This window comes from Desulfocurvibacter africanus subsp. africanus DSM 2603 (genome assembly GCF_000422545.1).
Lineage (GTDB): Bacteria > Desulfobacterota > Desulfovibrionia > Desulfovibrionales > Desulfovibrionaceae > Desulfocurvibacter > Desulfocurvibacter africanus.
The window spans coordinates 35,921-59,952 of record NZ_AULZ01000014.1 but is presented as its reverse complement, the minus strand read 5'-3'; the positions used below and the strand labels follow the sequence as shown (position 1 = coordinate 59,952).

At 54.6% G+C, this 24,032-nt stretch carries 23 protein-coding genes; 21 read left to right on the top strand and 2 right to left on the bottom strand.

Annotated features, from left to right (window positions below):
- Positions 1-161 precede the first annotated feature (161 nt).
- Positions 162-3,758 (top strand): PEP/pyruvate-binding domain-containing protein, encoded by a 3,597-nt coding sequence (locus H585_RS0110835; RefSeq protein ID WP_027367825.1) that lies wholly within the window; start codon positions 162-164, stop codon positions 3,756-3,758.
- A 235-nt stretch (positions 3,759-3,993) separates the two neighbouring features.
- On the opposite strand, the gene H585_RS0110830 is transcribed toward H585_RS0110835, so the two are convergent.
- Positions 3,994-5,319: a M23 family metallopeptidase gene (locus H585_RS0110830; protein ID WP_027367824.1), complete on the bottom strand. Its 1,326-nt coding sequence runs from the start codon at positions 5,317-5,319 to the stop codon at positions 3,994-3,996.
- 545 nt (positions 5,320-5,864) lie between these two features.
- Between H585_RS0110830 and hysB the strand changes: the two genes are divergently transcribed.
- The 7 genes from hysB (at position 5,865) to H585_RS0110795 (ending at position 13,124) form a co-directional block, all read left to right on the top strand.
- Complete coding sequence (gene hysB, locus H585_RS0110825) at positions 5,865-6,788, top strand: NiFeSe hydrogenase small subunit (RefSeq protein WP_005983473.1); 924 nt, start codon at positions 5,865-5,867, stop codon at positions 6,786-6,788.
- Positions 6,789-6,821: 33 nt separating this feature from the next.
- Positions 6,822-8,321, top strand: coding sequence for a NiFeSe hydrogenase large subunit HysA (hysA, locus tag H585_RS0110820; protein ID WP_081473847.1), 1,500 nt, complete (start codon positions 6,822-6,824; stop codon positions 8,319-8,321).
- A gap of 136 nt (positions 8,322-8,457) precedes the next feature.
- Positions 8,458-8,937, top strand: a complete 480-nt coding sequence (hysD, locus tag H585_RS0110815) for a NiFeSe hydrogenase maturation protease (RefSeq protein WP_005983477.1) — start codon at positions 8,458-8,460, stop codon at positions 8,935-8,937.
- 607 nt (positions 8,938-9,544) lie between these two features.
- Positions 9,545-10,498 carry a hydrogenase small subunit gene (locus H585_RS0110810; protein ID WP_014261063.1) on the top strand — a complete coding sequence of 318 codons (954 nt, stop codon included), beginning with the start codon at positions 9,545-9,547 and terminating at the stop codon, positions 10,496-10,498.
- Between the two features lie 64 nt (positions 10,499-10,562).
- The gene (locus H585_RS0110805) at positions 10,563-12,272 is read left to right on the top strand and encodes a nickel-dependent hydrogenase large subunit (RefSeq protein WP_005983480.1); all 1,710 of its coding nucleotides are present in this window, start codon (positions 10,563-10,565) and stop codon (positions 12,270-12,272) included.
- A gap of 86 nt (positions 12,273-12,358) precedes the next feature.
- The gene (locus H585_RS0110800) at positions 12,359-12,859 is read left to right on the top strand and encodes a HyaD/HybD family hydrogenase maturation endopeptidase (protein WP_027367823.1); all 501 of its coding nucleotides are present in this window, start codon (positions 12,359-12,361) and stop codon (positions 12,857-12,859) included.
- Positions 12,860-12,866: 7 nt separating this feature from the next.
- On the top strand, positions 12,867-13,124 hold the full coding sequence (locus tag H585_RS0110795) for a HypC/HybG/HupF family hydrogenase formation chaperone (RefSeq protein WP_014261060.1): 258 nt from the start codon (positions 12,867-12,869) through the stop codon (positions 13,122-13,124).
- A 33-nt stretch (positions 13,125-13,157) separates the two neighbouring features.
- Here H585_RS0110795 and H585_RS0110790 read toward each other — a convergent pair whose 3' ends face one another.
- Positions 13,158-13,586, bottom strand: coding sequence for a CBS domain-containing protein (locus H585_RS0110790; protein WP_005983487.1), 429 nt, complete (start codon positions 13,584-13,586; stop codon positions 13,158-13,160).
- Positions 13,587-13,782: 196 nt separating this feature from the next.
- Here H585_RS0110790 and H585_RS0110785 point away from each other — a divergent pair, with 196 nt between their 5' ends.
- From H585_RS0110785 to H585_RS0110720, 13 genes are all read left to right on the top strand, one after another.
- Positions 13,783-14,427 carry a protein-L-isoaspartate(D-aspartate) O-methyltransferase gene (locus H585_RS0110785; RefSeq protein WP_014261058.1) on the top strand — a complete coding sequence of 215 codons (645 nt, stop codon included), beginning with the start codon at positions 13,783-13,785 and terminating at the stop codon, positions 14,425-14,427.
- Between the two features lie 278 nt (positions 14,428-14,705).
- Positions 14,706-15,593, top strand: coding sequence for an Mrp/NBP35 family ATP-binding protein (locus H585_RS0110775; RefSeq protein WP_027367822.1), 888 nt, complete (start codon positions 14,706-14,708; stop codon positions 15,591-15,593).
- A gap of 52 nt (positions 15,594-15,645) precedes the next feature.
- Positions 15,646-16,197: a CDP-diacylglycerol--glycerol-3-phosphate 3-phosphatidyltransferase gene (gene pgsA / locus H585_RS0110770; protein ID WP_027367821.1), complete on the top strand. Its 552-nt coding sequence runs from the start codon at positions 15,646-15,648 to the stop codon at positions 16,195-16,197.
- 37 nt (positions 16,198-16,234) lie between these two features.
- Positions 16,235-16,516: a hypothetical protein gene (locus H585_RS0110765; protein WP_005983494.1), complete on the top strand. Its 282-nt coding sequence runs from the start codon at positions 16,235-16,237 to the stop codon at positions 16,514-16,516.
- Between the two features lie 15 nt (positions 16,517-16,531).
- Positions 16,532-16,861, top strand: a complete 330-nt coding sequence (locus tag H585_RS0110760) for an FtsB family cell division protein (RefSeq protein WP_027367820.1) — start codon at positions 16,532-16,534, stop codon at positions 16,859-16,861.
- Complete coding sequence (locus tag H585_RS0110755; RefSeq protein ID WP_027367819.1) at positions 16,858-17,835, top strand: tetratricopeptide repeat protein; 978 nt, start codon at positions 16,858-16,860, stop codon at positions 17,833-17,835. Before H585_RS0110760 ends, H585_RS0110755 begins: the two co-directional genes overlap by 4 nt.
- 159 nt (positions 17,836-17,994) lie before the next feature.
- On the top strand, positions 17,995-18,747 hold the full coding sequence (locus H585_RS0110750) for a PDC sensor domain-containing protein (protein ID WP_027367818.1): 753 nt from the start codon (positions 17,995-17,997) through the stop codon (positions 18,745-18,747).
- A gap of 28 nt (positions 18,748-18,775) precedes the next feature.
- A complete protein-coding gene (gene fbp, locus H585_RS0110745; protein ID WP_014261052.1) occupies positions 18,776-19,798 on the top strand; it encodes a class 1 fructose-bisphosphatase in 1,023 nt (340 codons plus the stop codon).
- Positions 19,786-20,874, top strand: a complete 1,089-nt coding sequence (gene tsaD, locus H585_RS0110740) for a tRNA (adenosine(37)-N6)-threonylcarbamoyltransferase complex transferase subunit TsaD (RefSeq protein ID WP_027367817.1) — start codon at positions 19,786-19,788, stop codon at positions 20,872-20,874. The genes fbp and tsaD overlap by 13 nt, the downstream gene beginning before the upstream one ends.
- Positions 20,875-21,072: 198 nt before the next feature.
- The gene (trxA, locus tag H585_RS0110735; RefSeq protein WP_005983504.1) at positions 21,073-21,396 is read left to right on the top strand and encodes a thioredoxin; all 324 of its coding nucleotides are present in this window, start codon (positions 21,073-21,075) and stop codon (positions 21,394-21,396) included.
- Complete coding sequence (locus H585_RS0110730) at positions 21,397-22,332, top strand: NAD(P)/FAD-dependent oxidoreductase (protein ID WP_014261050.1); 936 nt, start codon at positions 21,397-21,399, stop codon at positions 22,330-22,332.
- Entirely contained in the window at positions 22,322-23,053 is a 732-nt protein-coding gene (locus tag H585_RS0110725; protein ID WP_034627843.1) for an outer membrane protein assembly factor BamD, read from the top strand. The genes H585_RS0110730 and H585_RS0110725 overlap by 11 nt, the downstream gene beginning before the upstream one ends.
- Positions 23,054-23,131: 78 nt before the next feature.
- Positions 23,132-24,016: a hypothetical protein gene (locus tag H585_RS0110720; protein WP_027367815.1), complete on the top strand. Its 885-nt coding sequence runs from the start codon at positions 23,132-23,134 to the stop codon at positions 24,014-24,016.
- Positions 24,017-24,032 lie beyond the last annotated feature (16 nt).

Below are 24,032 nucleotides of genomic sequence, written 5' to 3'. Positions count from 1 at the left end.
TGGCTCGCTGGCTCGCGCTAGGTACGTTAGGTTGAGAGTTTCGCGGCGCGCTCCGGGATGTCTGAACAAGTCTGCCGGTATGTGCGGAGAAGTTGGAGTAGACGCCGTTTTGATTTAAGCATCGTTTGTTTCGAGAATCCTGGACGTGCAAGGAGAAGCAAATGGCAAAAGCCGTGACTAAACCTGAAGATACCCCACAGATTAAGCTTGCGGAGAAAGGCGATAAGACCATGGGCAAGGAGCATGTCTCAGGGCTTAAGGACAAGCTTGTGCTCAATGGAGCCGATATCGTCGAGATCGGCGAGGATGCCGAGATTCTCGTGGGTGGGAAGAACTATAACACGGCCATTATCAGCCAGGTTTCGGGCATCCGGGCCCCACAGTTCCGGGCCATTTCCTCTATCGCGTTTCACAAAGTCCTTGATGAAACCAAGGTCAATGCTTCTCTTGTCCGTTCCATAGTCGATACGGAATACGTGAACACGGATTGGAACGATGCCGAGATCAATAAAGATCCGGAATTCCTAAAGAAGTTTGTGCGTTCCATAGCCCGCAAGGTCAAGTCCGAGACGAGTGCGCAAAAAGGCAACCTCATCCGCCTACGCACCTTTATCAATAACGTGGTTGAGGGCTTCGCCGTTTCTCCCGAAGGTATTGACCAACTGCGTAAGCGCTCGGTGCTCGTGCAGGTCGCCATTTTGTCCGTGCAATTGCCGATGGATGTGGAAGATGCCGTGCGCGGCGCTTACCTGTCCATATGCCGCGAAGCCAAGCTGGAGGACGTGCCAGTAGCAGTGCGTTCATCGGCTGCGGGCGAGGACAGTCGAAAGAAAGCCTTTGCGGGCCTGCAGGATACATATCTGAATATCGTCGGCGAAAAACAGGCGCTTGATGCCTATTTGTGGGATTGCTCCTCAGCCTACAACCTGCGTTCCATGACCTATCGCCGCGAAGCCATCCTAGATGCCGTGCGCAAGGCCGAAGAGACGGGTGACAACACAATCGCCGAGGAGGCGAAGAAAGAGTGGGCCATCGAGAACACCTCGCTCTCGGTGTGCATCATGCGCATGATCAACCCGGTCATTTCGGGTACGGCTTTCTCGGCCGATACAGCTACGGGTTGCCGCGGAACTTCGCGCAACGAACTCGTATCCATCGACGCCAGTTATGGTCTGGGAGAGGCCGTGGTGGGCGGCATGGTCACTCCGGACAAATTCTACGTCTTTCAGCGTGACGATGGGGCCGAGGTCGTCATCCGTTCCATGGGCTTTAAGGACAAGAAGATTGTCTACAGCGAGAAGGGCGGGACCGAGTTGGTCAAGGTCGAAGAAGAGGAGGCCTATCGGTGGTCTTTGTCTTTGGCTCAGGCCGAGGAGGTTGCCAAGGGTGTGCGCGCCATCAGCAAGGCTTATGGCGGCATGATCATGGATACGGAGTTCTGCATCGACGGCTCCTCACGCCTCTGGTTCGTGCAGGCTCGTCCCGAAACCCGCTGGAACGAGGACCTGGAGCATCACCCCTATACGATCTTCATGCGTCGCCTGGAAGTAGATCCCAAGGCACTGCCTACCGCCGAAGTCGTCCTGGAGGGCAATGGCGCTTCCCGTGGCGCAGGCCAGGGCAAGGTCAAGTATCTGCGCTCGGCCCTGGAGCTCAATAAGATCAATAAAGGCGATGTGCTGGCAGCAGAGCGTACGGACCCGGACATGGTTCCTGGCATGCGCATCGCCTCGGCCATCTTGGCGGATGTGGGTGGCGATACGAGCCATGCGGCCATTACTTCCCGTGAGTTGGGCATCCCGGCGATTATCGGCATTCAGCGCTTGGAAGTGCTGCGTTCGCTGGATGGCGCGGACGTCACAGTGGATGGTTCGCGCGGCAAGGCCTATCGTGGGAAGCATCCACTCGTAGAAGTTGGTGGAGAAATCGACGTTTCCACTCTGCCTGCCACTAAAACCAAAGTCGGTCTCATCTTGGCCGATGTGGGCCAGTCTCTGTTCCTGTCACGCTTGCGCAATGTGCCTGATTTCGAGGTCGGTTTGCTCCGCGCCGAGTTCATGTTGGGCAACATCGGCGTGCATCCCGCTGCGCTGGAGGCCTATGACAACGGCAGGCTGCAAAAGCTCGTCGAGTCCAAGATCAAGGAGCTGGACGCCAAGCTGACCAAGGTACTCCGCGAGCAGCTTGATGCAGGCATCATTTCCTTCAACTTGAAATTGCGCAACTATGTGGGCCTCATCACCGGCCTGGATAAGGAGATGGAGGCGCTGACCAACAAGGAAAGCGCTCGCGGCACCGACGAGGTGCTGGCCATCCACCGCCGTCTGCGTGAGCTCGACAAGAAGCTCGACCACCATGTGGAACTGGCTACCGAACGTTTCGACATCCTCAAAACGTCAGTGGATTTGGAGGCGCACATAGCCGTGGTGATGGGCTGGACCGAGGTCTTCGAGCCCTTGCCCAGGGATCCGGACGCCCTCAAACAGCGTCAGGATGTGGAACTAAAGATTCAAAAGGTCAAGGATCGCATCAAGGACGATCCAATGGTCACCACGACACTGGCCGAAATCGCCGAAATGCGCCGCGATGTTGCCGTTAAGATCGGCTTGGCCTCTGAGATGGAGACCGTGCGGACTCTGCCTGAGCGTATTCGCGCGCTGCTCATTTCCAAGGGTTTCCGTTCGGGACGGGAATATTATGTACAGACCTTGTCCCAGAGCCTCGCCCTGTTTGCCATGGCCTTTTACGGGCGCGAAATCATCTACAGAACCACGGACTTCAAGACCAACGAATACCGTAACCTCGTGGGCGGCCTGCTCTTCGAATCTCATGAGGACAACCCCATGCTCGGTTATAGGGGTGTGTCGCGCAACATACACGATTGGGAGCTCGAGTCCTTCAAGCTTGCACGCGGAATCTTTGGCGGACGGAATCTCAACATCATGCTGCCCTTTGTGCGTACTCTGGAAGAAGCACGCAGCATGAAACGCTATCTTGAGCAAGTGCATAAGCTCAAGTCGGGCGTGGATGGCCTGAAGATCATCCTGATGTCCGAGATCCCAAACAATGCCATTCTTGTTAAGCAGTTCTTGGAGGAGTTCGACGGTTTCTCCATAGGGTCCAATGACATGACCCAGATGGTGCTCGGCACGGACCGCGATAATTCCCGCTTGCGCCATATCTATGACGAAGAGGACCCAGGTGTCGTTTGGGCTATCCTAGTGACCATTTTCGCCGGGCAAAAGGCAGCCAAGAAGGTTGGCTTCTGCGGGCAGGGTGTTTCCAATAGCGAGATCCTGCGCGGTCTGGTGTGCATTGCAGGAATTGTCAGTGCCTCAGTGGTGCCCGACACCTATCATAAGACCAAGCTGGAAATGGCTAAAGTCGAGAGTGAGGGTATCCCGGTCAGCAAACTGGGTGAGTGGCTGTCCGGCAAGCACCTGGAAAGGCTCAAGGGCACGCTTGTTCAGAAGAATTACGAGCATATCCTCAAGAAGTATAAGAGCTCAGCAGATCTCAAGGACTGGTACGAAGGCGAATTGGCCAGGCTCAACGAGCAGTTGCGTGAAAACCTGGACACCCCTAAAGAGTCTTTCTATCGGCAGGAGATGGAAGGCTTCCGCGAGACCTTCCATAAGCTGGTCATCTATGCCAGCTGGAACTGGTCTGAGACTGTTCAGGATGCCTTGCACCATGCGGGTTTCCAGAATTTCGAAGAGCAGGCCAAGGCCTTGGAGGCCCAGCGCGCCAGGAAATAGAGCCTTTTGCTTTTGAAAATGCTCTGCAAGCCATGCGTCGGCATGGCTTGCCGCCACGCAGGCGTAGGCGGAATGTAATTCCGCCGTCAACGCCGAAGGGAGCGTCTGAAATGCAAAATGCTTTAATGGATTGACCACAGGGCAATGAAAAAGAGGCGGTCTCTAACAAGAGACCGCCTCTTTCTTTCAGACGAATCAGGACCGCCCCTTCAATGGGCGGTTTGATTTTACGACGCTATTTTTCGCCCCGAAACTTCCCGGCGATATTGTTTTCGATCCAGCTCTTGTCCCACCACTCGATGGGGTTCACGGAGATGCCGGCCAGTGTGACTTCATAGTGCAGGTGGTCGCCGCCAGCCATGCCGGTAAGCCCCGATTGTCCGAGTATCTGTCCTTTGTTCACCTGATCGCCCTTGGCGGCATTGATAGTGTTCAGATGGGCATAGATGCTCTGCAAACCGAGCCCGTGGTCGACAATTACGCAGTTTCCATAAATGCCCAGATACCCGGCGTAAACGACGGTGCCGTTGTTGGCGGCCGGCACATTGGCATGCTGTACCGAAGCCAAGTCGATACCCAAGTGGCGTTGTTCGTCAATTTTCTTGCCTTGATAAACATAGCTGCGCTGGTCTCCAAAACCGGCCATGGGCGCCGCATTCTGCATACGCAGAAACTCGCCACTCCAAAGGGCCGTGGAGGCTGTTTGGGAGCCGATTACTCGCAACTCATCCAGATTTTGTTTGCGCAGCTCGGAGTTAACTCGCAGAAAGACTTTGAGATTGTCGCTTTCTTCAGGAAAAAAGCGCTGGAACTCAGGCACCTTAAGGCTCAAGAAGTTGTCGGAAATGTTGATGGTATCCTGTCGATATCGACGGGGATTGGCAAAGAATGAAAAACTTTGCCGTGCAGAGTTGCCAGCGATATCCACGGCCTCGATAGTCGGACGAAACTCATCCTTTTCCATGAAGTAAGGAAAGGCGAACAGGCAAAGCCAGCGACCATCCGGCTGCAGATGGGCTGGGAAAAGGATGTCCTTGACCATGACGCCCGTGCGGGACACCTCTTCGCTCAGTCGATAGACAATGGCTGTGATGCCGCCCTGATTGATATTGTGGGCCAAGCTTTGAACCATGACTCTGGGCGGTTCCGAATCCTTAAGAAAATCGCGCGAAAAAACACTCATGCCGCCTTTGCCGAGATTACTGAAAGAGGCATCGCGAACGGTGATCTCCAGGGTGAATGGTCCGTCTTGCATGCCTTTCTCTGGGATTGAAAATTGCTTTTCAATGTTCCCGGGCGCGCCGGCAAACTGCTCGCTGAAAAGGACGATGCTCTTCTGATTCTGCCTGAGGACGGCTTCGGCGCTTTTTAAACCGGAACCGGGATCGGACATCTTCAGGGTAAAAGTTGTCGCCGCACCTACAGGCCCATGGTCAGGAGAAACGATGACCTCAGGGGGCATTTTGTCGTGGAACAAAAAAAAGCCTCCAACCGCCAATGCCAGGGCAGCAATGACGATGACAGGCAAGACAAACGAAATCTTCTTGGTCTCCTGGCTCATAAATCCTCAAATTGGGTTTTGCTTAGGGGTAAGGCTGAAAGGTCGGAACCGCCGCGAGCACTGTACTTCAGTGAGTAAGACTTGCCAACCATAACCAGACATGTGGATTGACTGAATCAGGTAAACGGAAGCTACGTAACTGCTGGCCACGATACATGTTCGCGAAACAGAGGACCACTTGTGGCAATCTTGTTCAGTTGGAATTGTTGGATTTGTTTGTGGCTTCAATTGCCGGGGGAGCGGCATACCATCGTATGCGGCAGGCGCTCCGCAGGTGTTAAGATATTTCAAAATCTTGGGTGTTGGCAGTGCCGAAGTGAAAGCAAGGCGGTTAGACTAGCGGCAAGAACATTGTTCACTATAAAAATATAATGTTAAATCAGTAACTTAGTTTTAATGGCCATTATTGATATTTCCTATGATAAATAGGCTTTTATGTCGATTTTGTTGACAATATTAGTCAAGCGGATTATTGCACAAAGTCAAACAATTCTTGATTGTGGCCCAGCTCCGGGCAGGTTTTATTACTCATCAAGGAGAGCGGGATGAGCTTAGACAGACGCGATTTCCTCAAGCTGTGCACAGGCACGGTCGCGGGCCTTGGGGTTTCCCAGATGGTCCACCCGGCTATTGTCCGGGCACTGGAAAAGGCGACCTCTGGCAAGGCCCCGGTGTTCTGGTTACAGGGCTGCGGCTGCACCGGCTGCTCAGTATCCATTCTGAATTCGGTGCATCCCACAATCGCCGACGTACTGCTCAAAGTTATCAGCATGGATTTCCACCCGACACTCATGGGCGCCGAAGGCGAGATGGCTATGGAGCACATGTTCGAGGTGGCCAAAGCCAAGAAGGGCCAGTATTTCGTTGTCCTCGAAGGCGCTATTCCCACCGCCGACGAGCGCTATTGCATCATCGGCGATGTGCATCATAAAGAAATTTCGATCAACCAGGCTATGCTGGAGTTGGGCAAGGACGCCGCGGCTTGCATCGCGCTGGGTTCCTGCGGCGCCTACGGCGGCATCCCGGCAGCCAAGGGCAACCTGACCGGCTGCGTGGGCCTGCGCGACTTCTATCAATCAAAGAATATTTCCACCCCCGTGGTCAATATCCCGGGCTGCCCGCCGCATCCTGACTGGATAATTGGCTCCCTGGCTTTCGCCCTGGAGCACGGCGTGGAAGCTACGGCCAAAATTCTGGATGCAGAGGGCCGTCCCAGCGTGTTCTTCGGTGAGAACATCCACGACAACTGTCCTTATCTGGAACACTTCGAGAACGACAACTTCGCGGCTACCTTCACTCAGGCCGGCTGTAAGTACAACCTGGGCTGCAAGGGCCCTGCCTGCAATTCCGATTGCTTCAAGCGCAAGTGGAACTCGGGCATGAACTGGTGTGTAGAGAACGCGGTGTGCACCGGCTGCGCAGAGCCGGGCTGGCCTGATAATTTCTCGCCGTTCTACGAGTCCATGTAGTAGATCCAACGCCGCCATTACCTTGGAGGAAGTATGTCCGAGAAGAATGTCAAAATATCCATTGATCCGGTGACCAGAATCGAAGGTCACCTTAAGGCGGAAGTGAAGGTCGAGAACGGCGTTGTTACTGACGCCTGGATGAGCGGCGGCATGTTCCGCGGCTTCGAAAACATCCTCATCGGCCGGGATCCTCGTGACGCCACCCAGATCGTGCAACGCATCTGCGGCGTGTGCCCCACGGCGCATTCCACGGCTTCCTGCTTGGCCCTGGATGATGCCTTCGGCGTCAAACTGACCACCAACGGTCGTGTGACCCGCAACCTTATCTTCGGCGCCAACTATCTGCAGTCGCATATCCTGCACTTCTACCATTTGGCGGCCCTGGACTATGTAGCCGGTCCCGATGTGGCTCCGTTTGTTCCGCGCTACGAGAAGTCCGATCTGCGGTTGACTCCCGAGTTGAACAAGGTTGCCGTGGATCAATACCTTGAGGCGCTCAATGTTCGCCTGGTAGCGCATGAGATGGTCGCGCTGTTCGGCGGCAAAATGCCGCACGTCTCCGGTCAGGTCGTTGGCGGCACCACCGAAATTCCTAGCCAGCAAAAGCTGGACGAGTATACCAAGCGCTTCAAGTTGGTGCGCAAATTCATTGAGGAAACCTACGTCCCGACGGTCTACGTGATCGGCAAGGCTTACGCCGATCTGCTCAAGGTTGGCGACGGCTACAAGAACGTCATCAGCTTCGGTGTCTTTCCTATGGACGACAGTGGCAAGGAGACCCTGCTCAAGCCCGGCGTCTACATCAATGGCAAGGATGTGGCCTTCGATCCCGCCAAGATCAAGGAGTATGCCAAATACTCGTGGTTCGAGGACTCCTGTAGCAACCTGCATCCCAGCCAGGGCAAGACCCTGCCCAAATTGGGCAAACCCGGCGCATACAGCTTCATCAAGGCACCGCGTTACGACGGCCATCCCGTTGAAGTCGGCCCGTTGGCGCGCATGTGGGTGTCCAATCCCGAGCTCAGCCCCATGGGCAAGAAGCAGCTGAAGGATCTCTTCGGCATAAATGCCAACCGTTTCCGCGACCTGGGCGACCTGGCCTTCTCCATTATGGGCAGGCATGTGGCTCGCGCTGAGGAGACTTACCTCGTGGCCAAGGCTATCGAGGAACGTTGGCTTAAGGAAGTCAAGCCCGGCAAGGAAACCTTCGTGGCCGCGTCCATTCCCGACAGCGCTGAGGGCATTGGCTTCACCGAGGCTCCGCGTGGCTCCTTGCTGCACTACGTCAATATTAAGGACAAGAAGATCGCGAATTACCAGATTGTCTCCGCGACTCTCTGGAACGCCAATCCGCGCGACGATATGGGCAAGCGCGGTCCGATGGAGCAGGCGCTTATTGGAACACCGGTGCCTGACGCCAAGAATCCCGTGAACGTTGGGCGCGTCATACGCGCCTACGATCCGTGACTGGGCTGCGCCGTGCACGTGTTGCACGCTGAGACTGGCGAAAAGACCGTTGTCACTGTCGAGTAGTTCCGGGCGTTTCGCCCGCTAGCCGAAGCCGGGCCGCAAGGCCCGGCTTCTTCTTTTCGAGCGGACTTCAAAATGGCAGTTCGCTCTGCTACTTAAGCAATGCGCTTGTTGCCAGCGCAAATTGCAAGGAGGTCAAATGGAGACTGGGAAATACCTCCTGGTGCTCGGTGTCGGGAACATATTGCTCACCGATGAGGGCATCGGCGTGCATGCCGTTAATGACCTGAGCAAGGAAGACTGGCCCGAAGGCGTTGACTTCTTAGACGGTGGCACCTGCACTCAGGACATGTATTATCTCTTCAATGGTTACGAGCATTTACTCGTCCTGGACGTAGTTCATGGTGGAAAGGAGCCGGGGACGCTCTTTCTGCTGGATGAGCAAGATCTTATTCAGAATGAGAAGCAGCGTTTGTCGCTACATGACATTGATCTGCTGGATTCGTTGAAAATGGCCGACTTGACCGGCAAGCGCCCCTTGTTGCGTATTGTGGGCATTCAGCCCAAGGATATGACAACATGGTCCATGGATATGACCGATCAGCTTAAGGCAATATTTCCCAAATTCAAGGATCTGGCTAGACAAGAGATCGTCAGGATTCTCGCCTTGCGGTCGTAAAGTCCACTCGGGTTAAAGTGCAAGGGCGGAGCTCCAGTTGGAGTTCCGCCTTTGTCGTTTATAGAGCATTTTACTTTTGAAAATGCTCTGCAAGCCATGCGTCGGCATGGCTTGCCGCCGCGTAGGCGTAGGCGCAATTCACTTGCGCCGTCAACGCCGGAGCGGACGTCTTAAAAGCAATCTGCTCTAGTCGGTGTGTGGCTCGTGTAGGTATAAATTGGAATTTGCAAGAGTTGGAATACCGAGAAGCAGTAACTCTTTGATGCACCTTGTGAAGGAGCATTCAGGTTTTTAAGGATTGAGGACAACGCCTTTTCTATGAACTCAGCATGCAGCTTGTTATCAGAATTATGTATGCGATAGTATTTGTGGTGAGACTAATCCTAATTATCCTGAAAGGGTATTGACGTAAGCCCTGAAAAGTGCTCAAGAACGTAGTAGAATTAGCAAGAGGTGATATCAAGGAACGAAGAACCGAAAAGACATGTGCCGCCGGGCACGCAAGGTCAGAGAGAAGACAGAAGCCGTCGGCTGCCGGGGCGGGGGGTCCGTCATTGGCAAGGGTTACCGGTCGTCTTCTGATCGTCCTACAAGCTGGAGGTATCGTATGCGAGACTCTATTGGACACGGAAAGCTCAGGGCCATGGAGCGTCAAGCGGCCGGAGGCATTAGTCGCCGCGACTTCATGAAGTTCTGCGCCGCAGTATCCGCAGCTATGGGCGCAGGGACCATCATGAGCCCCGAAGCAATCGCCGCTGCCTTGACCGACAAGAAGCGGCCGTCTGTTGTCTATCTTCACAATGCCGAATGCACGGGCTGCTCCGAGGCTGTGCTCCGCACGGTGGAACCGTACATTGACGAGCTAATTTTGGATATCATCTCCCTGGACTATCATGAAACGCTCATGGCCGCGGCAGGGGAGCGCGCCGAGGAAGCGCTGCATGATGCTGTCAAAAACGGCGAGTATATCTGCGTGATCGAAGGGGCCATTCCAATGGCCCAAAACGGTATCTACGGCAAGATCGCCGGTCGTACCATGTACGACATCTGCAAAGGCATCGCACCCAAGGCCAAGGCCGTTATTGCCATCGGCAACTGTGCCACCTTCGGTAACATCCAGGCCGCTAAGCCGAACCCCACCGGCGCCCAAGGCGTCAACGAAGCGCTTGGCAACCTGGGCGTCAAGGCGATCAATATCGCCGGCTGCCCGCCGAACCCGATCAACTTCGTAGGCACCGTGGTACATCTGCTTCAGAAGGGGATGCCGGAATTGGACGAGCTGAACCGCCCGCTCATGTTCTACGGCAAGACCGTGCATGAGCAATGTCCGCGGCTCAAGTTTTTTGAAGAAGATAAGTTCGCTCCCTCCTTCGATTCCGAGGAAGCTCGCCAGGGTTACTGTCTGTACCAGTTGGGCTGCAAGGGACCCTACACCTACAATAATTGCCCGACGGCCAAGTTCAATCAGGTCAACTGGCCAGTGCAGGCAGGCCATCCATGTATCGGCTGCAGTGAGCCGGCCTTTTGGGATGAACTGAGTCCCTTCTACGAATCCATGTAGGATTTAGGATCGGTTGTCCGGAATAGGTCGTATGCGAACACAGTCTTCCCAAGGAGGAGAGCACATGTCTGGTTCCAAAGCAAAAGAAACTCCCGCGGCGGTCATGAAGACTCCGCAGAGCAACTATAGCGGCAGGGTGGTCGTGGACCCCGTGACGCGTATCGAGGGCCATCTGCGCATCGAATGCGAAGTGGAGAACGGCAAGGTCAAAAATGCCTGGTCGAGCGGTCAGCTTTTCCGCGGCCTAGAAATTATCCTCAAGGGCCGTGACCCGCGCGACGCCCAGCATTTCACCCAACGCGCCTGCGGCGTATGCACCTACGTGCATGCGTTGGCTTCCACGCGCTGTGTCGACCATGCCGTCAAGGTGAACATTCCGCATAATGCTACCATTATCCGCAACCTTGTAATGGGGTCCCAGTTCCTGCACGATCATATCGTGCACTTCTACCATCTGCACGCACTGGACTGGGTGGACGTAACCAGTGCGCTCAAGGCCGATCCCAAGAAGGCGGCCAAAATCGCCAACGACATCTCGCCGAGAAAAACGAAGGCCGGGGATCTCGAAGCAGTACAGAAGAAGCTTAAATCATTCGTGGACAGCGGCCAGCTTGGCATCTTCACCAACGCCTACTTCCTGGGCGGCCACGATGCATACTATCTGCCGCCCGAGGTCAACCTTATCGCCACGGCCCATTACCTCGAGGCTCTACACCTGCAAGTCAAGGCCGCTCGGGCGATGGCCATCTTCGGTGCCAAGAACCCGCACACGCAATTCACCATTGTGGGTGGCGTTACCTGCTATGACAGCCTCAAGCCGGAGAACGTCCAGGCCTTCATCGACCTGTGGCGTGAGACCAAGCAGTTCGTGGATGAGGTCTATATCCCGGACCTGCTGGCCGTAGCCAGCTACTACAAGGATTGGGCCGGCATTGGCGGTACCACAAACTTCCTGGCCTTTGGCGAGTTCCCAAAGCCTGGCGGGGAGTTCGACCTGAGCAGCCGCTATCTGCCGCCGGGCGTTATCCTCAAGCGCGATCTCGCCAACGTGAAGAACTTCGAGCCCAAGGAGATCATGGAGCACGTCAGCCACAGCTGGTATCAGGGCAACGAGGCTTTGCACCCCTACAAAGGCAAGACCGAGCCCAAGTACACCAGCCTGGAGGACAAGGATCGTTACTCATGGATGAAGGCTCCGCGCTATATGGGCGAATCCATGGAGGTCGGTCCTCTGGCCCAGATGCTCGTGGCTTACGGCAAGGGTCAGCCCGAAGTGAAGAAAACCGTGGATATGGTTCTGGAGCGGCTGGGCGTCGGCCCCGAAGCCCTGTTCTCGACTCTGGGCCGCACGGCTGCCCGCGGCATAGAAACAGCTGTTATCGCCGCGGAGATGGAGAACTGGGTTAACCAGTTGCAGGAAAATGTAAGCAAGGGCGATACCAAGATCGCCCAGGAATGGAAGATGCCCAAGAGCGCGCAGGGCGTAGGCTACGTCAATGCCCCTCGCGGAGCACTGAGCCATTGGATTGTCATAGAGGACGGCAAGATCAAGAACTTCCAGCTGGTAGTGCCCTCCACCTGGAACCTTGGCCCGCGTTGCGCCGGAGGCAAGCTGGGTCCAGTGGAAGAGGCCCTCATCGGTACGCCCGTGGCCGATCCCAAGCGACCGGTGGAGCTTCTGCGCACTGTGCACGCATTTGACCCGTGCATTGCTTGCGGCGTGCACGTGATCGATTCCAAAACGAATGAAGTGCACAAATTCAAGGTTCTCTAGGAGATTTTGGAGCTGAATAGTAGACAGGAACCTTGTTGTAAGGCAGGGTTCCTGTCTTTATTTGTGATTGCTCGAAAGGAATAAACATGGTTGAGATAGATAGAAATATTCTTGTCCTTGGTGTGGGCAATATTCTTTTTACCGACGAGGGTGTCGGCGTGCGGCTGGTAGAGCGGCTGCAAGCTAAATACGACTTTTCGGAGAATGTCACGCTCATGGATGGCGGAACACTTGGCACGCGGCTCATGGATCCCATCATGGCCTGTAAGTATCTCGTCGTCGTGGATGCAGTTCTTGGGGACGGTGCTCCGGGCAGCATATACCGGCTCACTGGCGACGACTTGCGCAAGAGTTTGGCTTTCAAAAACTCTTTGCACCAGACCGATCTGGTGGACACGCTCATCTATTGCGATATTCTGGGTAATAGGCCTGAGGCGGTGATTGTCGGAATCGAGCCGCATGATTATAAAACCATGGCCGTGGACCTCTCGGACACTATCCAGGCCCGCATGCCAGACCTCATGGCGGCTGTGCTGGCCGAAGTGGCTAAAGCGGGCGGGAGCTGCACCCTTAAGATGAAGGAGTAAGGCGTAAATGTGCCTGGCTATTCCAGCAAGGATTGAGGAGATCGAGCACGAGATTGCCAAATGCCGCGTGGGCGAGGGTGAAACCTTTATAAAGGCTTCGCTGACGCTATTAGCCGAGGAAGTGGCCGTGGGCGACTACCTCATAGTGCATGCGGGCTTTGCTCTACGCCGTCTCGATGCGAATGAGGCGGAGGAAACATTGCGCATCCTGCGCGACATAGTCCAGCTAATGGAGCCTGTTGATCCGTCCGGCTTGTCGGGATAGGGAGTTTCGCTGTGACAAACGGCAGGCCGCATCTCAAGCCGAGTTGTCCAGGGCGTCCAGCAGTTCAACGACAAGCTTTAGGAAATCTGCCTCAGTGAGGATGCCCACCAGCTTTTGCCCTTCGACTACCGGCAGGCAGCCGAGCTTGCGTGTGAGCATGACATCTGCGGCCTTGCGTATCGGGCAACCAGGCGAAACAACGACCACGTCGGTGATCATTATGCTCGCCAGCGGTATGCCTGCGTCAATCTCCTCCTGAATTGTCATATCAACATCCGCGAAACGAGAAAGGGCTGCGGCAAGAATGTCCCTTTGAGTAACCAATCCCTCAAGGTCGTTTTCGGAGGATACTATAGGGATATGTCGTATCCTCTGGCGCATCATGAGTTCCTTGGCCTGGAGTGCGGAGTCAGTTGCTTTTAATGTGGTCACGCTTTTGGCCATCAAGTCGACAACCTGCATTGATCCCTCCTCCGTATTCTAGTTTATTTTTGGGATTTTACCTGAGCGTTGTCAAGCTGAGGCCTTGCGGAGTACAGGTTGACTTCAGGGTAAAAATTTGCTCCTTCGCCATTGGCGATGAAAGCTGCGACATTCGCGAGCTTCCAATAACGGTTTGGGGGATGAGTTGGATGAGCATTCGAACATCGAGCGGCGCATGATCGACCCGAAATATCGGCGTGAGCGCATGGTCCGGGAACAGCTAGAGGCCAGAGGAATTCGGGATCAGGACGTCCTGCGCGCCATGCGCACCGTGCCCCGGCACCTCTTCGTTCAGGAAGCCTTGGCCTCCCAGGCCTATGATGACCGCCCACAACCCATTGGGCATGGGCAGACCATCTCCCAGCCGTACATTGTGGCCTTCATGACCGAACTCCTCCAAGTCAAACCAGGCATGAAGGTGCTGGAGATCGGCACAGGATCGGGATATCAGGCCGCTGTACTGTCTGAGATGGGTGCCACCGTTCATACCATAGAGCGGGTGCGCGAACTATATGATGCCGCCCGCAAGCTTCTTCTCCAGGACCTCAAGTATGGTCGTATTAAGTTGAGACTGGATGATGGTACACTTGGCTGGCCGCAGGATGCGCCTTTTGACCGCATTTTGGTAACAGCTGGCGGTCCCGAGGTTCCTAAGCCGCTTACCGAGCAGCTGGCCGAAGGAGGCCGCCTGCTTATCCCCGTGGGCGAGCGTCGTCGTAATCAGGAGTTGGTCTTGATCACCAAGGAGAAGGGTGAGTTGCGCGAGGAACGCAAGGGCGGAGTGCTGTTCGTGGATCTCGTGGGACAATACGGATGGTAATGCCTGGACATGCGGCGGCACCATTGTCGGATCGAATCGTGGTATAAACCGACGTTTGGCTTTACTGACTCGACCGGGACCGACCGTATCCGTGAAGCTCTGCTGCTCATGATTATCGACTTAATCACCGTAATGTTCATGGGCGCGGGGGCCTAGAAATCGCATATCACGACCGCTGGTCTGGGCAGCATTGCCACGTAAGCGCGAGTGCGATATGAGTTTCCCTGCTTAGGAAGACCTGTCAAGCCTCCTACGCTTGGGTTAACCGAGGAGTTTGTATGGGGCAGTGTATTGGCTGGCCTCAAGGCAACGAGGAGGGAAAGCCCCATCCCAGGCTTACCCTGCAGGATCAGCGCATCAGCAGCGTCCTGGAGAATATCCGTTACACGATTTTTGTCATGAGCGGCAAAGGCGGAGTGGGTAAGAGTTCCATTTCCGTTAATATTGCCGCGGCGCTTGCTGCCATGGGATATCGAGTCGGGCTTCTGGATGTGGATATCCATGGCCCCAGCGTGCCTAATCTCCTGGCCCTTAAGGGGCAGTTGGAAGTTGAGCATGGCTCCGTCATAAAGCCCAAGCGGTATAATGACAATTTGCACGTTGTTTCCATGGCCTCACTTTTGCGCGATCCGGATCAAGCTGTTCTTTGGCGCGGTCCCATGAAGACCTCGGCCATCAGGCAGTTCATTGCCGACGTGGATTGGGGGCATCTGGATTTCTTGGTGGTGGATTCTCCCCCCGGCACGGGTGACGAGCATATGACCATCCTGAAGCTTATCCCTAATGCGCTGTGCCTCATCGTGACCACTCCCCAGGAGATATCTTTGGCGGATGTGCGTAAGGCAATCAACTTTTTACAATATGCCCAGGCCAATATTTTGGGGGTCGTGGAAAATATGAGCGGGCTTATTTGCCCGCACTGCAACCAGGTGATTGATCTGTTTAAAAAAGGTGGCGGTCGGGAGCTTGCCGAGAGCTATGGGTTACCGTTCCTCGGATCAGTGCCGCTGGATCCTGCCACCGTTGTTGCTGGTGACTTGGGCAAACCCGTTGTCCTGCTTAGGGAGGACACTCCGGCCAAGCAGGCTTTGTTGGAACTGGGCGAGCGTATTGCTCTGGAAGCCGAAAGGAGCCTTGAGGCTGCGGCTATGGCGCCATCTGTCTGAACCAATATACTCCGGGCGAGGATATCTCCCGCGACGTCTACAATCATAATCTATGTTCAACTTACCGAATTCACTGAGTCTGGCGCGTATCGCCACGATACCTTTTATAGTTGTCCTGCTGTATTATCCGTCCAGAATCACTTGTCTGTTAGCCATGCTCGTATTCATGTTGGCCTCTCTGACGGACTTGGTGGATGGTTTCATCGCCCGCCGCTGGAACATCGTAACTACAGTGGGCAAGTTTCTTGATCCACTAGCGGACAAGCTGCTCATTGGCGCTATTCTGATAATGTTGGTCCATCTGGGTTGGATCGAGGCCTGGATATGCATAATCATCATTAGCAGAGAATTGGCAGTTACTGGCCTGCGCGCCATTGCTGCGGATTATGGAATGATCATTGCAGCTGATAGCTTCGGCAAGCTTAAAACGATATTGCAGATTGCGGCGCTTTGCCCGCTTACACTGCATTATCCATGGTTCGGTCTGGACCCGAAGCCAATCGGTATGGTCTGCCTGTATGCGGCACTGGTTTTAACAGTGTTTTCCGGCGGTAAGTATTTTTATGGCTTCTCACGAAATTGGATTAGCAAGGAAACAGCTTGAGCGGCGGATTCATGGCACGGGAACGAGAGGAGCACTCATGATCGACAGCGGCAAACCTCAGAACCTCATGTTTAGGATCACCAACTGCCTGCAAACTATCCTCGAGCTCGAGCCGGAACTCAAGCGGCTGGAGCTTGGTCACATGCTGCTCAAGGAGTTCGGCATACTCAAGGCCTTCTTGCTTAAGGTGGATAAGTTTGATCTTGAGGAGGCGGACGTGCAGCGTATCGAGAATGCCACAGCTAGCTTTCTTGATGAGTTACGTGTGCCGCTGGAGGAGCAGATTGAAGATCGCTCCACTTCCCGTCTTGTCCAATAACTACATGGGTCGCTGATGGTTCGCAAGTTGCTTATCGGCATCCTCTTGCTGGTCAATTGTCTGCTGTTCTATGGCGTTGTGCTTAGTGATAAGGGCCTTTTCTCTCTGCGCCGGATGCGTGTGGAGCGGGATGAATTGGCGGCCGTTACCGATGTGCTCAAGGAGAGCAGCCAGGATCTGAGCCAGGAGATTCTCTTGTTCAAGAAAGGCGGCGAGTACACGGAGCGGATCATCCGAGACAAAACCAATTTCATCAAGGATGATGAAGTGGTCTATATTATCGGTAGTGGAGGCAAGACAGTTGCCGCACCTGGACAGATCGAGCGAGGAATTGGTGGGCAATGACAGAGAAAAGTGAGTTCTATCGCGAGTTATTGCGGATCGACTCTTCATCCAAGGTCTTCTATCCATTGGCAGTGCTTCTCTTCGAGGCTCGCCATTTGGATGAGGCTGCTAAAATTCTTCGCCAGGGACTGACAGCACATGGGGATCACCTGGAGGCGAGACTCCTGCTGGTAGAAACATTGGAACAGCTTGGACTGAATACCGAAGCCGCTGCCGAAGCGGACAAGGCTATCAGCATTCTTTCCAGATTCCCCGCATTTTGGCGTATTTGGGCTTCCCAGGCCGGCAAAGGTTCAAAGGACCTTGCCTTGGCGTTGAATTTCTTGGCTAATCATTTCAAAGGTCAAACCCTGTCTTGGGCGGAACTCATACAGTCGGCTTTTGAAGTTCTCTCTCAAACTCAAGGTCCTTCTGGTAATTTGGAAAAAACTCATGGCAACTTGGCCACAGCTGCCAAGGAGAGTATTCGGACGGAAGCTGAAGTCCAGCCCCAAAAGGTCGAAGAACCACTTCAGGCATACGTTCAGCAGAGGATTAGCGTCGGTCCTTCTTTGGCTGACACGTCCCGCCGAATCATGGAACAGTTTGGCCATCCTGGCGAGAACGCCTCAGGCAATCAGCGAAAGCCAGAACGCAGGTTTGGTGGCTCTCTCCGCACCAGAACCATGGCTGATTTGCTGGCCGCGCAGGGTGATTTCGATGGAGCCGCCGAGATTTACGAGGAGCTTGTGCGGGATGTCGATGACGAGCGGCAAAAGCAGATGCTCGTTGAGACTATCGCTCGTGTCCGAGCCGAAGCAGCTCAAAAGAAGGGCCAGGCACCTTTTGTCAGTAGCCGAAGCATGGACGGACAGGTTCATGATACTTCCTTAAAAAACGTGCTGGATTCATCCGAGCGCCCTCAAGCTAATGACAAGCTCATAGCCCTGCTGGAAAAGTTGGCTCAAGGTCTGGAGGGACGCGCGCAGTCTTGATGCCTTTCCTTGACCCGCCCTGAAGCCGTGTGAGTCGCTGCACTCTTCCCTTGCCGGCTTAGCATTGCACGGCAGACAGAAACGTGACATACCCCGGTTCTGTTTCAATCTTTGCGCCAAGGCCGGCTGATCGGCTTGGCGATATCCTGTGGATAGGCCATGACCAGCATACGTTTGGCATTCGCCGCAAGCCTAATATGCCTCACTCTGGCACTCTCGGGCTGCGGCTGGTGGTACTCACTGACTGAAGGGGCCTCCTCTTTGGTCAATCCGAAGTTGGAGTACCAGGGATACGCACCCTCTGGAGATAAATGGCGTTTGGCGAATCTTTTTGCGCCCGTGGATCAACGCATCCAGGCTTTGACCCGCGAACTTTCCACGATCGAGAGCTTCCCGGCTCCCGAATGGTATGAACGGCTTTTGGCCCGCAACCCATGGCTCACAAGCATCGCGGCGGTGGATGCCCAAGGACAGGTGCTGGGCAGACTGCCCGAAGCGGCCATTATTCCGCTCGATGCAGGACAATTCCTGGAGTTCAAAGCGGATTGGGAACGCGCGACGTTCAAGTCGTTCTTTTTTCAAACCGATTTAGGACCGGAAGTCTGCCTCGTACAGCCTATGTTTCTGCGCAACAAGTGGGTGGGCCTAATAATCGCACAGTTTGACCCGCGAACCTTGCGGCAATTCAGCCCAGTTCCCGATGACTTGACTTTGCTGCATGCCGGTACGCTCCTTTGGCCCTCCACACCAGCCAACGAGGCGGAAATCCTGGTCGGAGTGGACTGGGAGACGACTCTTCGTGACAGGGTGTCAGGCACACTGGAGAAGGAAGGTCGATCCTATACTTGGCTGGCACGCTATATTGGTGATACCTACTTAATTTATGCGGTTCGAAACCGTGATGATGGCTAAATTGACTGCGGATAAGGAGGGGGCGCCTATGCCACAGGTAACGGTTACAGAGCATCTGCTCCTGCATCAAAAGCAATCTCCGTCGGCTACCGGACGATTCACCATGTTGCTCAACGAGCTTATTCTCGCCGGGAAGATCATTTCTCGTGATGTGAACAAAGCCGGGCTCGTGGACATCGTGGGCTTCACCGGCACTGAGAACATACAGGGTGAGAAGGTCAAAAAGCTGGACCGGTTCGCAAATGAGGTGCTCATCCACAGGATGGAGCGGGCTGGCGTGCTTTGCGGCATGGCTTCCGAGGAAAACGCTGACCTTATCCCCATCCGTGATAAATTCCCCAAGGGCGACTATATGCTTCTTTTCGATCCCTTGGACGGCTCGACCAACATCGATGTGAACATCAACGTTGGCACCATTTTCTCCATTCTGCGTAACAAGAATTTTGATGGCTCTGGCGCTTCCCTTAGCGATATGCTTCGACCGGGCGTGGAGCAGGTAGCCGCCGGCTATATCATGTACGGCTCTTCGACAATCCTGGTTTACACTACAGGCAACGGCGTGCATGGCTTCACTCTGGACCCCAGCGTGGGCGAGTTCCTTCTCTCACACCCGAATCTGACCATTCCCGAGAAGGGCAAAATTTACTCGGTCAATGAGGGGTACTGGAACTATTGGGACAAGCCTACACAAGAGATCGTCTCCTGGTTCAAGGACCCTGACGGCAAACGAGGGGCACCCTATAGTCTGCGATACATTGGCTCACTTGTGGCGGATTTTCACCGCACGCTCATCTATGGTGGCATCTTCATGTATCCGGCTGACAACAGGGATCCGGCCAAGTCCAAAGGCAAACTGCGTCTCATGTATGAGGCTTCTCCTCTGGCAATGCTCGCGGAGCAAGCTGGAGGCATGGCTTCCACTGGCAAGAGGCGCATTCTCGACATCGTACCCGAGGACCTGCATCAGCGCGTGCCCCTGTTTATTGGCTCGCGCGACGAGGTGCAGAAAATTCAGGAAACCTACTCCAAGTACGCTGGATGCGCTGTTTAGGCATCGAGACATCCTGCGACGAGACGGCTGTGGCTGTGGTGCACGGTACCCGTCTGCTCGGCCAGAAACTCGCTTCCCAGGCAGACTTGCATGCTTTGTTCGGCGGAGTGGTGCCGGAGATCGCTTCGCGCGAGCACCTGCGGCTCATCCATCCTTTGACTCAGGCATTGTTCAAGGAGACGGGGCTTACCGCAGCTGATATTGACGTGGTAGCCGTGTCCAGAGGCCCAGGCTTGTTGGGTAGCTTATTGGTAGGGCTGGGCTATGCAAAGGGCTTCAGCCTCGCTGCGGGCAAGCCTTTGGTTGGCGTGGACCACTGCCTTGCACATCTTCTGGCTGCAAGCCTGGAGACCGACTTGGAGTTTCCAGCCTTGGGCCTACTGGTTTCGGGCGGGCACACCCAAATATATATTCTGCGTTCTCCTGTGGATTTCGAAATCTTAGGTCGGACCTTGGACGATGCTGCAGGCGAGGCTTTCGATAAAGTGGCTAAGCTGGTCAACTTGCCATATCCCGGTGGGCAGTACATAGACCGCCTCGCCATGTCGGCCGAGCCTGACCCAAAATTGTTTCCCAAGCCTTATCTGGATAATCAGAATCTCGATTTCAGCTTCAGCGGTTTGAAGACGGCCGTGGCGACCCGAGTAGCAGCCAATCCGCATTTGCGCCTCGACCGCATGTCAGGCACCAGTCAGATAGAGGCTAATGCTGAGCTGGCGGTTATGCTGGCTTCCTTCAACTTGGCAGTTGCCGAGACGCTACGTATTAAGCTCCAACGTGCTTTGAACAGTGTCGGCAAGGTGCGGTCGGTCATCGTGGCTGGTGGAGTAGCGGCCAACACTCTGGTCAGGCAGTTCATGACCGAAATGGCCCTGGCGAATGGGGTGAACTTACGGATGCCTAGCCCATGGCTATGCACGGATAATGCGGCCATGGTGGCTTCTGCTGGTCTACAGATTTATTGCCGAGGCTTTGTCCATGATCAGCGTTTGGAAGCCGTGCCGCGCGGAAAGGCCGTGCCCCGGGATTATATACAGTTATCCAGGTCCCTGTGCGAGAGCGGTCCGATGATTTGATGCTGCCGAGAATAGCGTTTTTTTGATCGTCGGGTTGACAGGAATAAGTTGTGATAATAACGTCTTATTGGGTAAAAGTCGTGTAGCTTGGTCCTTTTTTCCGGTGGATGCCATCAATTGCTTGAAGATGGCCGCTTCGGTATAGTGATTGAGTGAATGCCATTAGTTGCGATACGTCCAACTAAAAAGGAGTGAGATATGGCTGGTCAGGTTATGGACAGCAACTTCGAGTCTGAGGTTCTCAAGTGCGATTTACCAGTCCTCGTAGATTTTTGGGCCCCTTGGTGTGGTCCGTGTCGTGCTCTTGGACCCGTTATTGAGGAACTGGCCAACGAGTATACAGGCCAGGTCAAGATCGTAAAGATGAACGTGGACGAGAACCCCAATACACCTGGGAAATTTGGCATCCGCGCCATCCCGACTCTTATTCTTTTCAAGAATGGAGAAGTGCTCGATCAGGTTACTGGAGCCGTATCCAAGAGCAGCATCAAGGATATGATCAGCAAGAAGGTCTCCAAGTAAATGAAGAGGTTTGATGCCGTTGTCATTGGGGGCGGACCGGCGGGAATGACGGCCGCCCTATATTTTTTGCGCTCGGGAATTCAGGTGGCCTTCGTAGAGAAACTCTCTCATGGCGGCCAAATGCTCCTGACCGAGCGGATCGACAACTACCCAGCCTTCCCAGGCGGGGCGTTCTCTTTCGAGTTGGCCGACCGCATGTTGGAGCAGCTTAAAGAATATGCAAACGGCACGTATGCGTACCTCAATGATGAAGTAAGGGCTATTGAGCCGGGACAAGGCGAGCATCGCGTTCTCGTGGGAGAGGAATGGATAGCCGCGCGTAGCGTGGTCATCTGCACCGGTGCGCGTTATAAGAAATTAGGCTTGCCGAGTGAGAAACGGCTCATGGGCCGTGGTGTGTCTTATTGCGCTCTTTGTGACGGCAACTTCTTTCGCGATCAGGTTGTGGCAGTCATTGGCGGCGGCAATTCCGCACTTGAAGAAGCATTATATCTCACTCGTTTGGTGAAGAAACTATATCTTCTTCACCGCCGCGAAGATTTCCGCGGGGCCAAATGCTACCAAGACAAGTGCGTTATCAATCCCAAAATCGAAATCCTGCGTAGCTCCGTGGTCGAAGAGATACTCGGCGAAGACCGGGTTGATGGCATACGGATTCGCGATCTCAAGAAAGGTCAGACGCGAACCATCAATGTGGATGGAGTGTTCGTGTTCGTTGGTTTTGAACCTGTGCATGGTTTCCTGCCCCAAAGTATGGAACTGGACAGGGCGGAATTCATCGTTACCGATCAGGAATGCCGGACCAGCATTCCTGGAATCTTCGCTGCGGGCGATGTGCGCTCCAAACTTTGCCGGCAGGTGGCCACAGCCGTCGGAGACGGTGCCACGGCTGCTACGGCAGCCATGTCCTATCTGGAAGGCGAGCATGCTTCGTAGGTACTTTTTTATCTTTACTGCTTGCGCACTTATTGCGGCATCCTCCGGTTGTGGTGTCATCGATTATTTTTTTATACCCACTCCTGAGGAAACGGCCCTTGAACTCTTCCAGGCCGGCCAGGAAGAAATGGCCCAGGAGGATTGGGCTGACGCTGTGGAGTATTTTACTAAATTACGGGACCGGTTCCCATTTAGCCCTTATACCGTGCAGGCCGAGCTGCTCCTGGCCAACTCGCATTTCAATGACGGCAAGTATGCCGAGGCCCTACAAGCCTACAAGGAATTCGAGTCTCTGCACCCCAGTGATCCTCGTATACCGTATGTGCTCTTCCAAATCGGCATGGCCAACTACAAAAGCATGGGCTCCATCGACAAGCCACAGCACCAGGCAGCCGAAGCAGTCGAGTTTTTTAGGCGACTCATCCAAAGCTATCCCGATTCCGAGTTTGCGCCTAAGGCCAAAGATCATCTGTTGCTAGCCAGGCGTCGGCTTGCCGAGCATGAGCTGTTCGTTGCCGATTTCTATTGGCGCGCTGAGAGATTTGGCTCTGCCTGGGAGCGTTATTCTTTTGTAGTCGAGCAATACAAGGATATTGCCGATGTGGCGGCCTATGCTGAGAAGCGCTCGCAGTTGGCCTTCCTCGAACGCCAGCAAAGGTCAGCCGAACAGGCTCGTACTGAGAAGCACGGAAGTTGGAAAGATTGGTTTAATTGGCTCTGATGATCGGAGTGATGTAAACGAGGCGGCCTGCGGGCCGCTTTTTTAACATGTCCGTTAGGCCATTCATCGGGAACAGCTATGGATCATAAGAGCTGCCTGCCTGAAGAGCTCGAAGCGCATGCGATCGACGATGAGCGATTTGCCCAGGCATACGAGGCTGCAGGCGACAGACAACGTTCCGTGCTCAAATCTCTTATCGCAGCCCTATGGCATTTGCATGCTCCCAAGCGCGTGCGTTCGGAAATGCATGAGTTAGGCTGGGAGCAGGGGGGAGGGGTATTGCTCCTAACCCGGCCGCTTTCATGGACCATTCTTTGCGTCGATGCCTCGACAGCATCGCCGGGATTGGTTCTGTCCGCGCTCATGCCCGCCCTCACCTCGGGCGTATCGGAAATCGCGGTGATCGGCATAGGCATTGGCGCACTCACGCACCCTGTATTGACCGCCTTGGAATTGGCTGGTCAGGAGCGGGTATTCGAGCTGCAGGCACCCGAAGCGACCTTGTTGGCCAGGAGTGTAGCTCCTGCGCACTCCGGGATTATCATGTGCCTGGGACATGACGCGCAAGCTGCCTTCGCGAATGCACGATTGCCTATGTGGAGCCCCAAACCCAGGGCTGATGGACAAGATTGCCCGTCAGGTTTCTCGCTTGGGGTATTTCTGGAGGAAGAGCAAGAGTATACTAAACAATTTAAGCTCGATATCGACTATCTACTGCCGGGAGTGGCGATCGAGTGGTGGAGTCCCTCGGGCAAGCTTGGTCCAAGCAAAGCTCAGCGTCGGGCAGGGGATTTCCCCTGTTTTGGAAAAAATTGCTTTGACGCCGTGCTGGTTCCGCAGCGCTTCTGTCGTCTGGCGCTGGAGACCTTTCCGGTTGTGCTCGGCCTTGACCGCGCTGGACATTGGCTCTGGCCTGGTTTGACAGATGACCACTTCCGTCTGCGCCATTCGGCCATGTTTTGAGTCTATTTCGCATTCA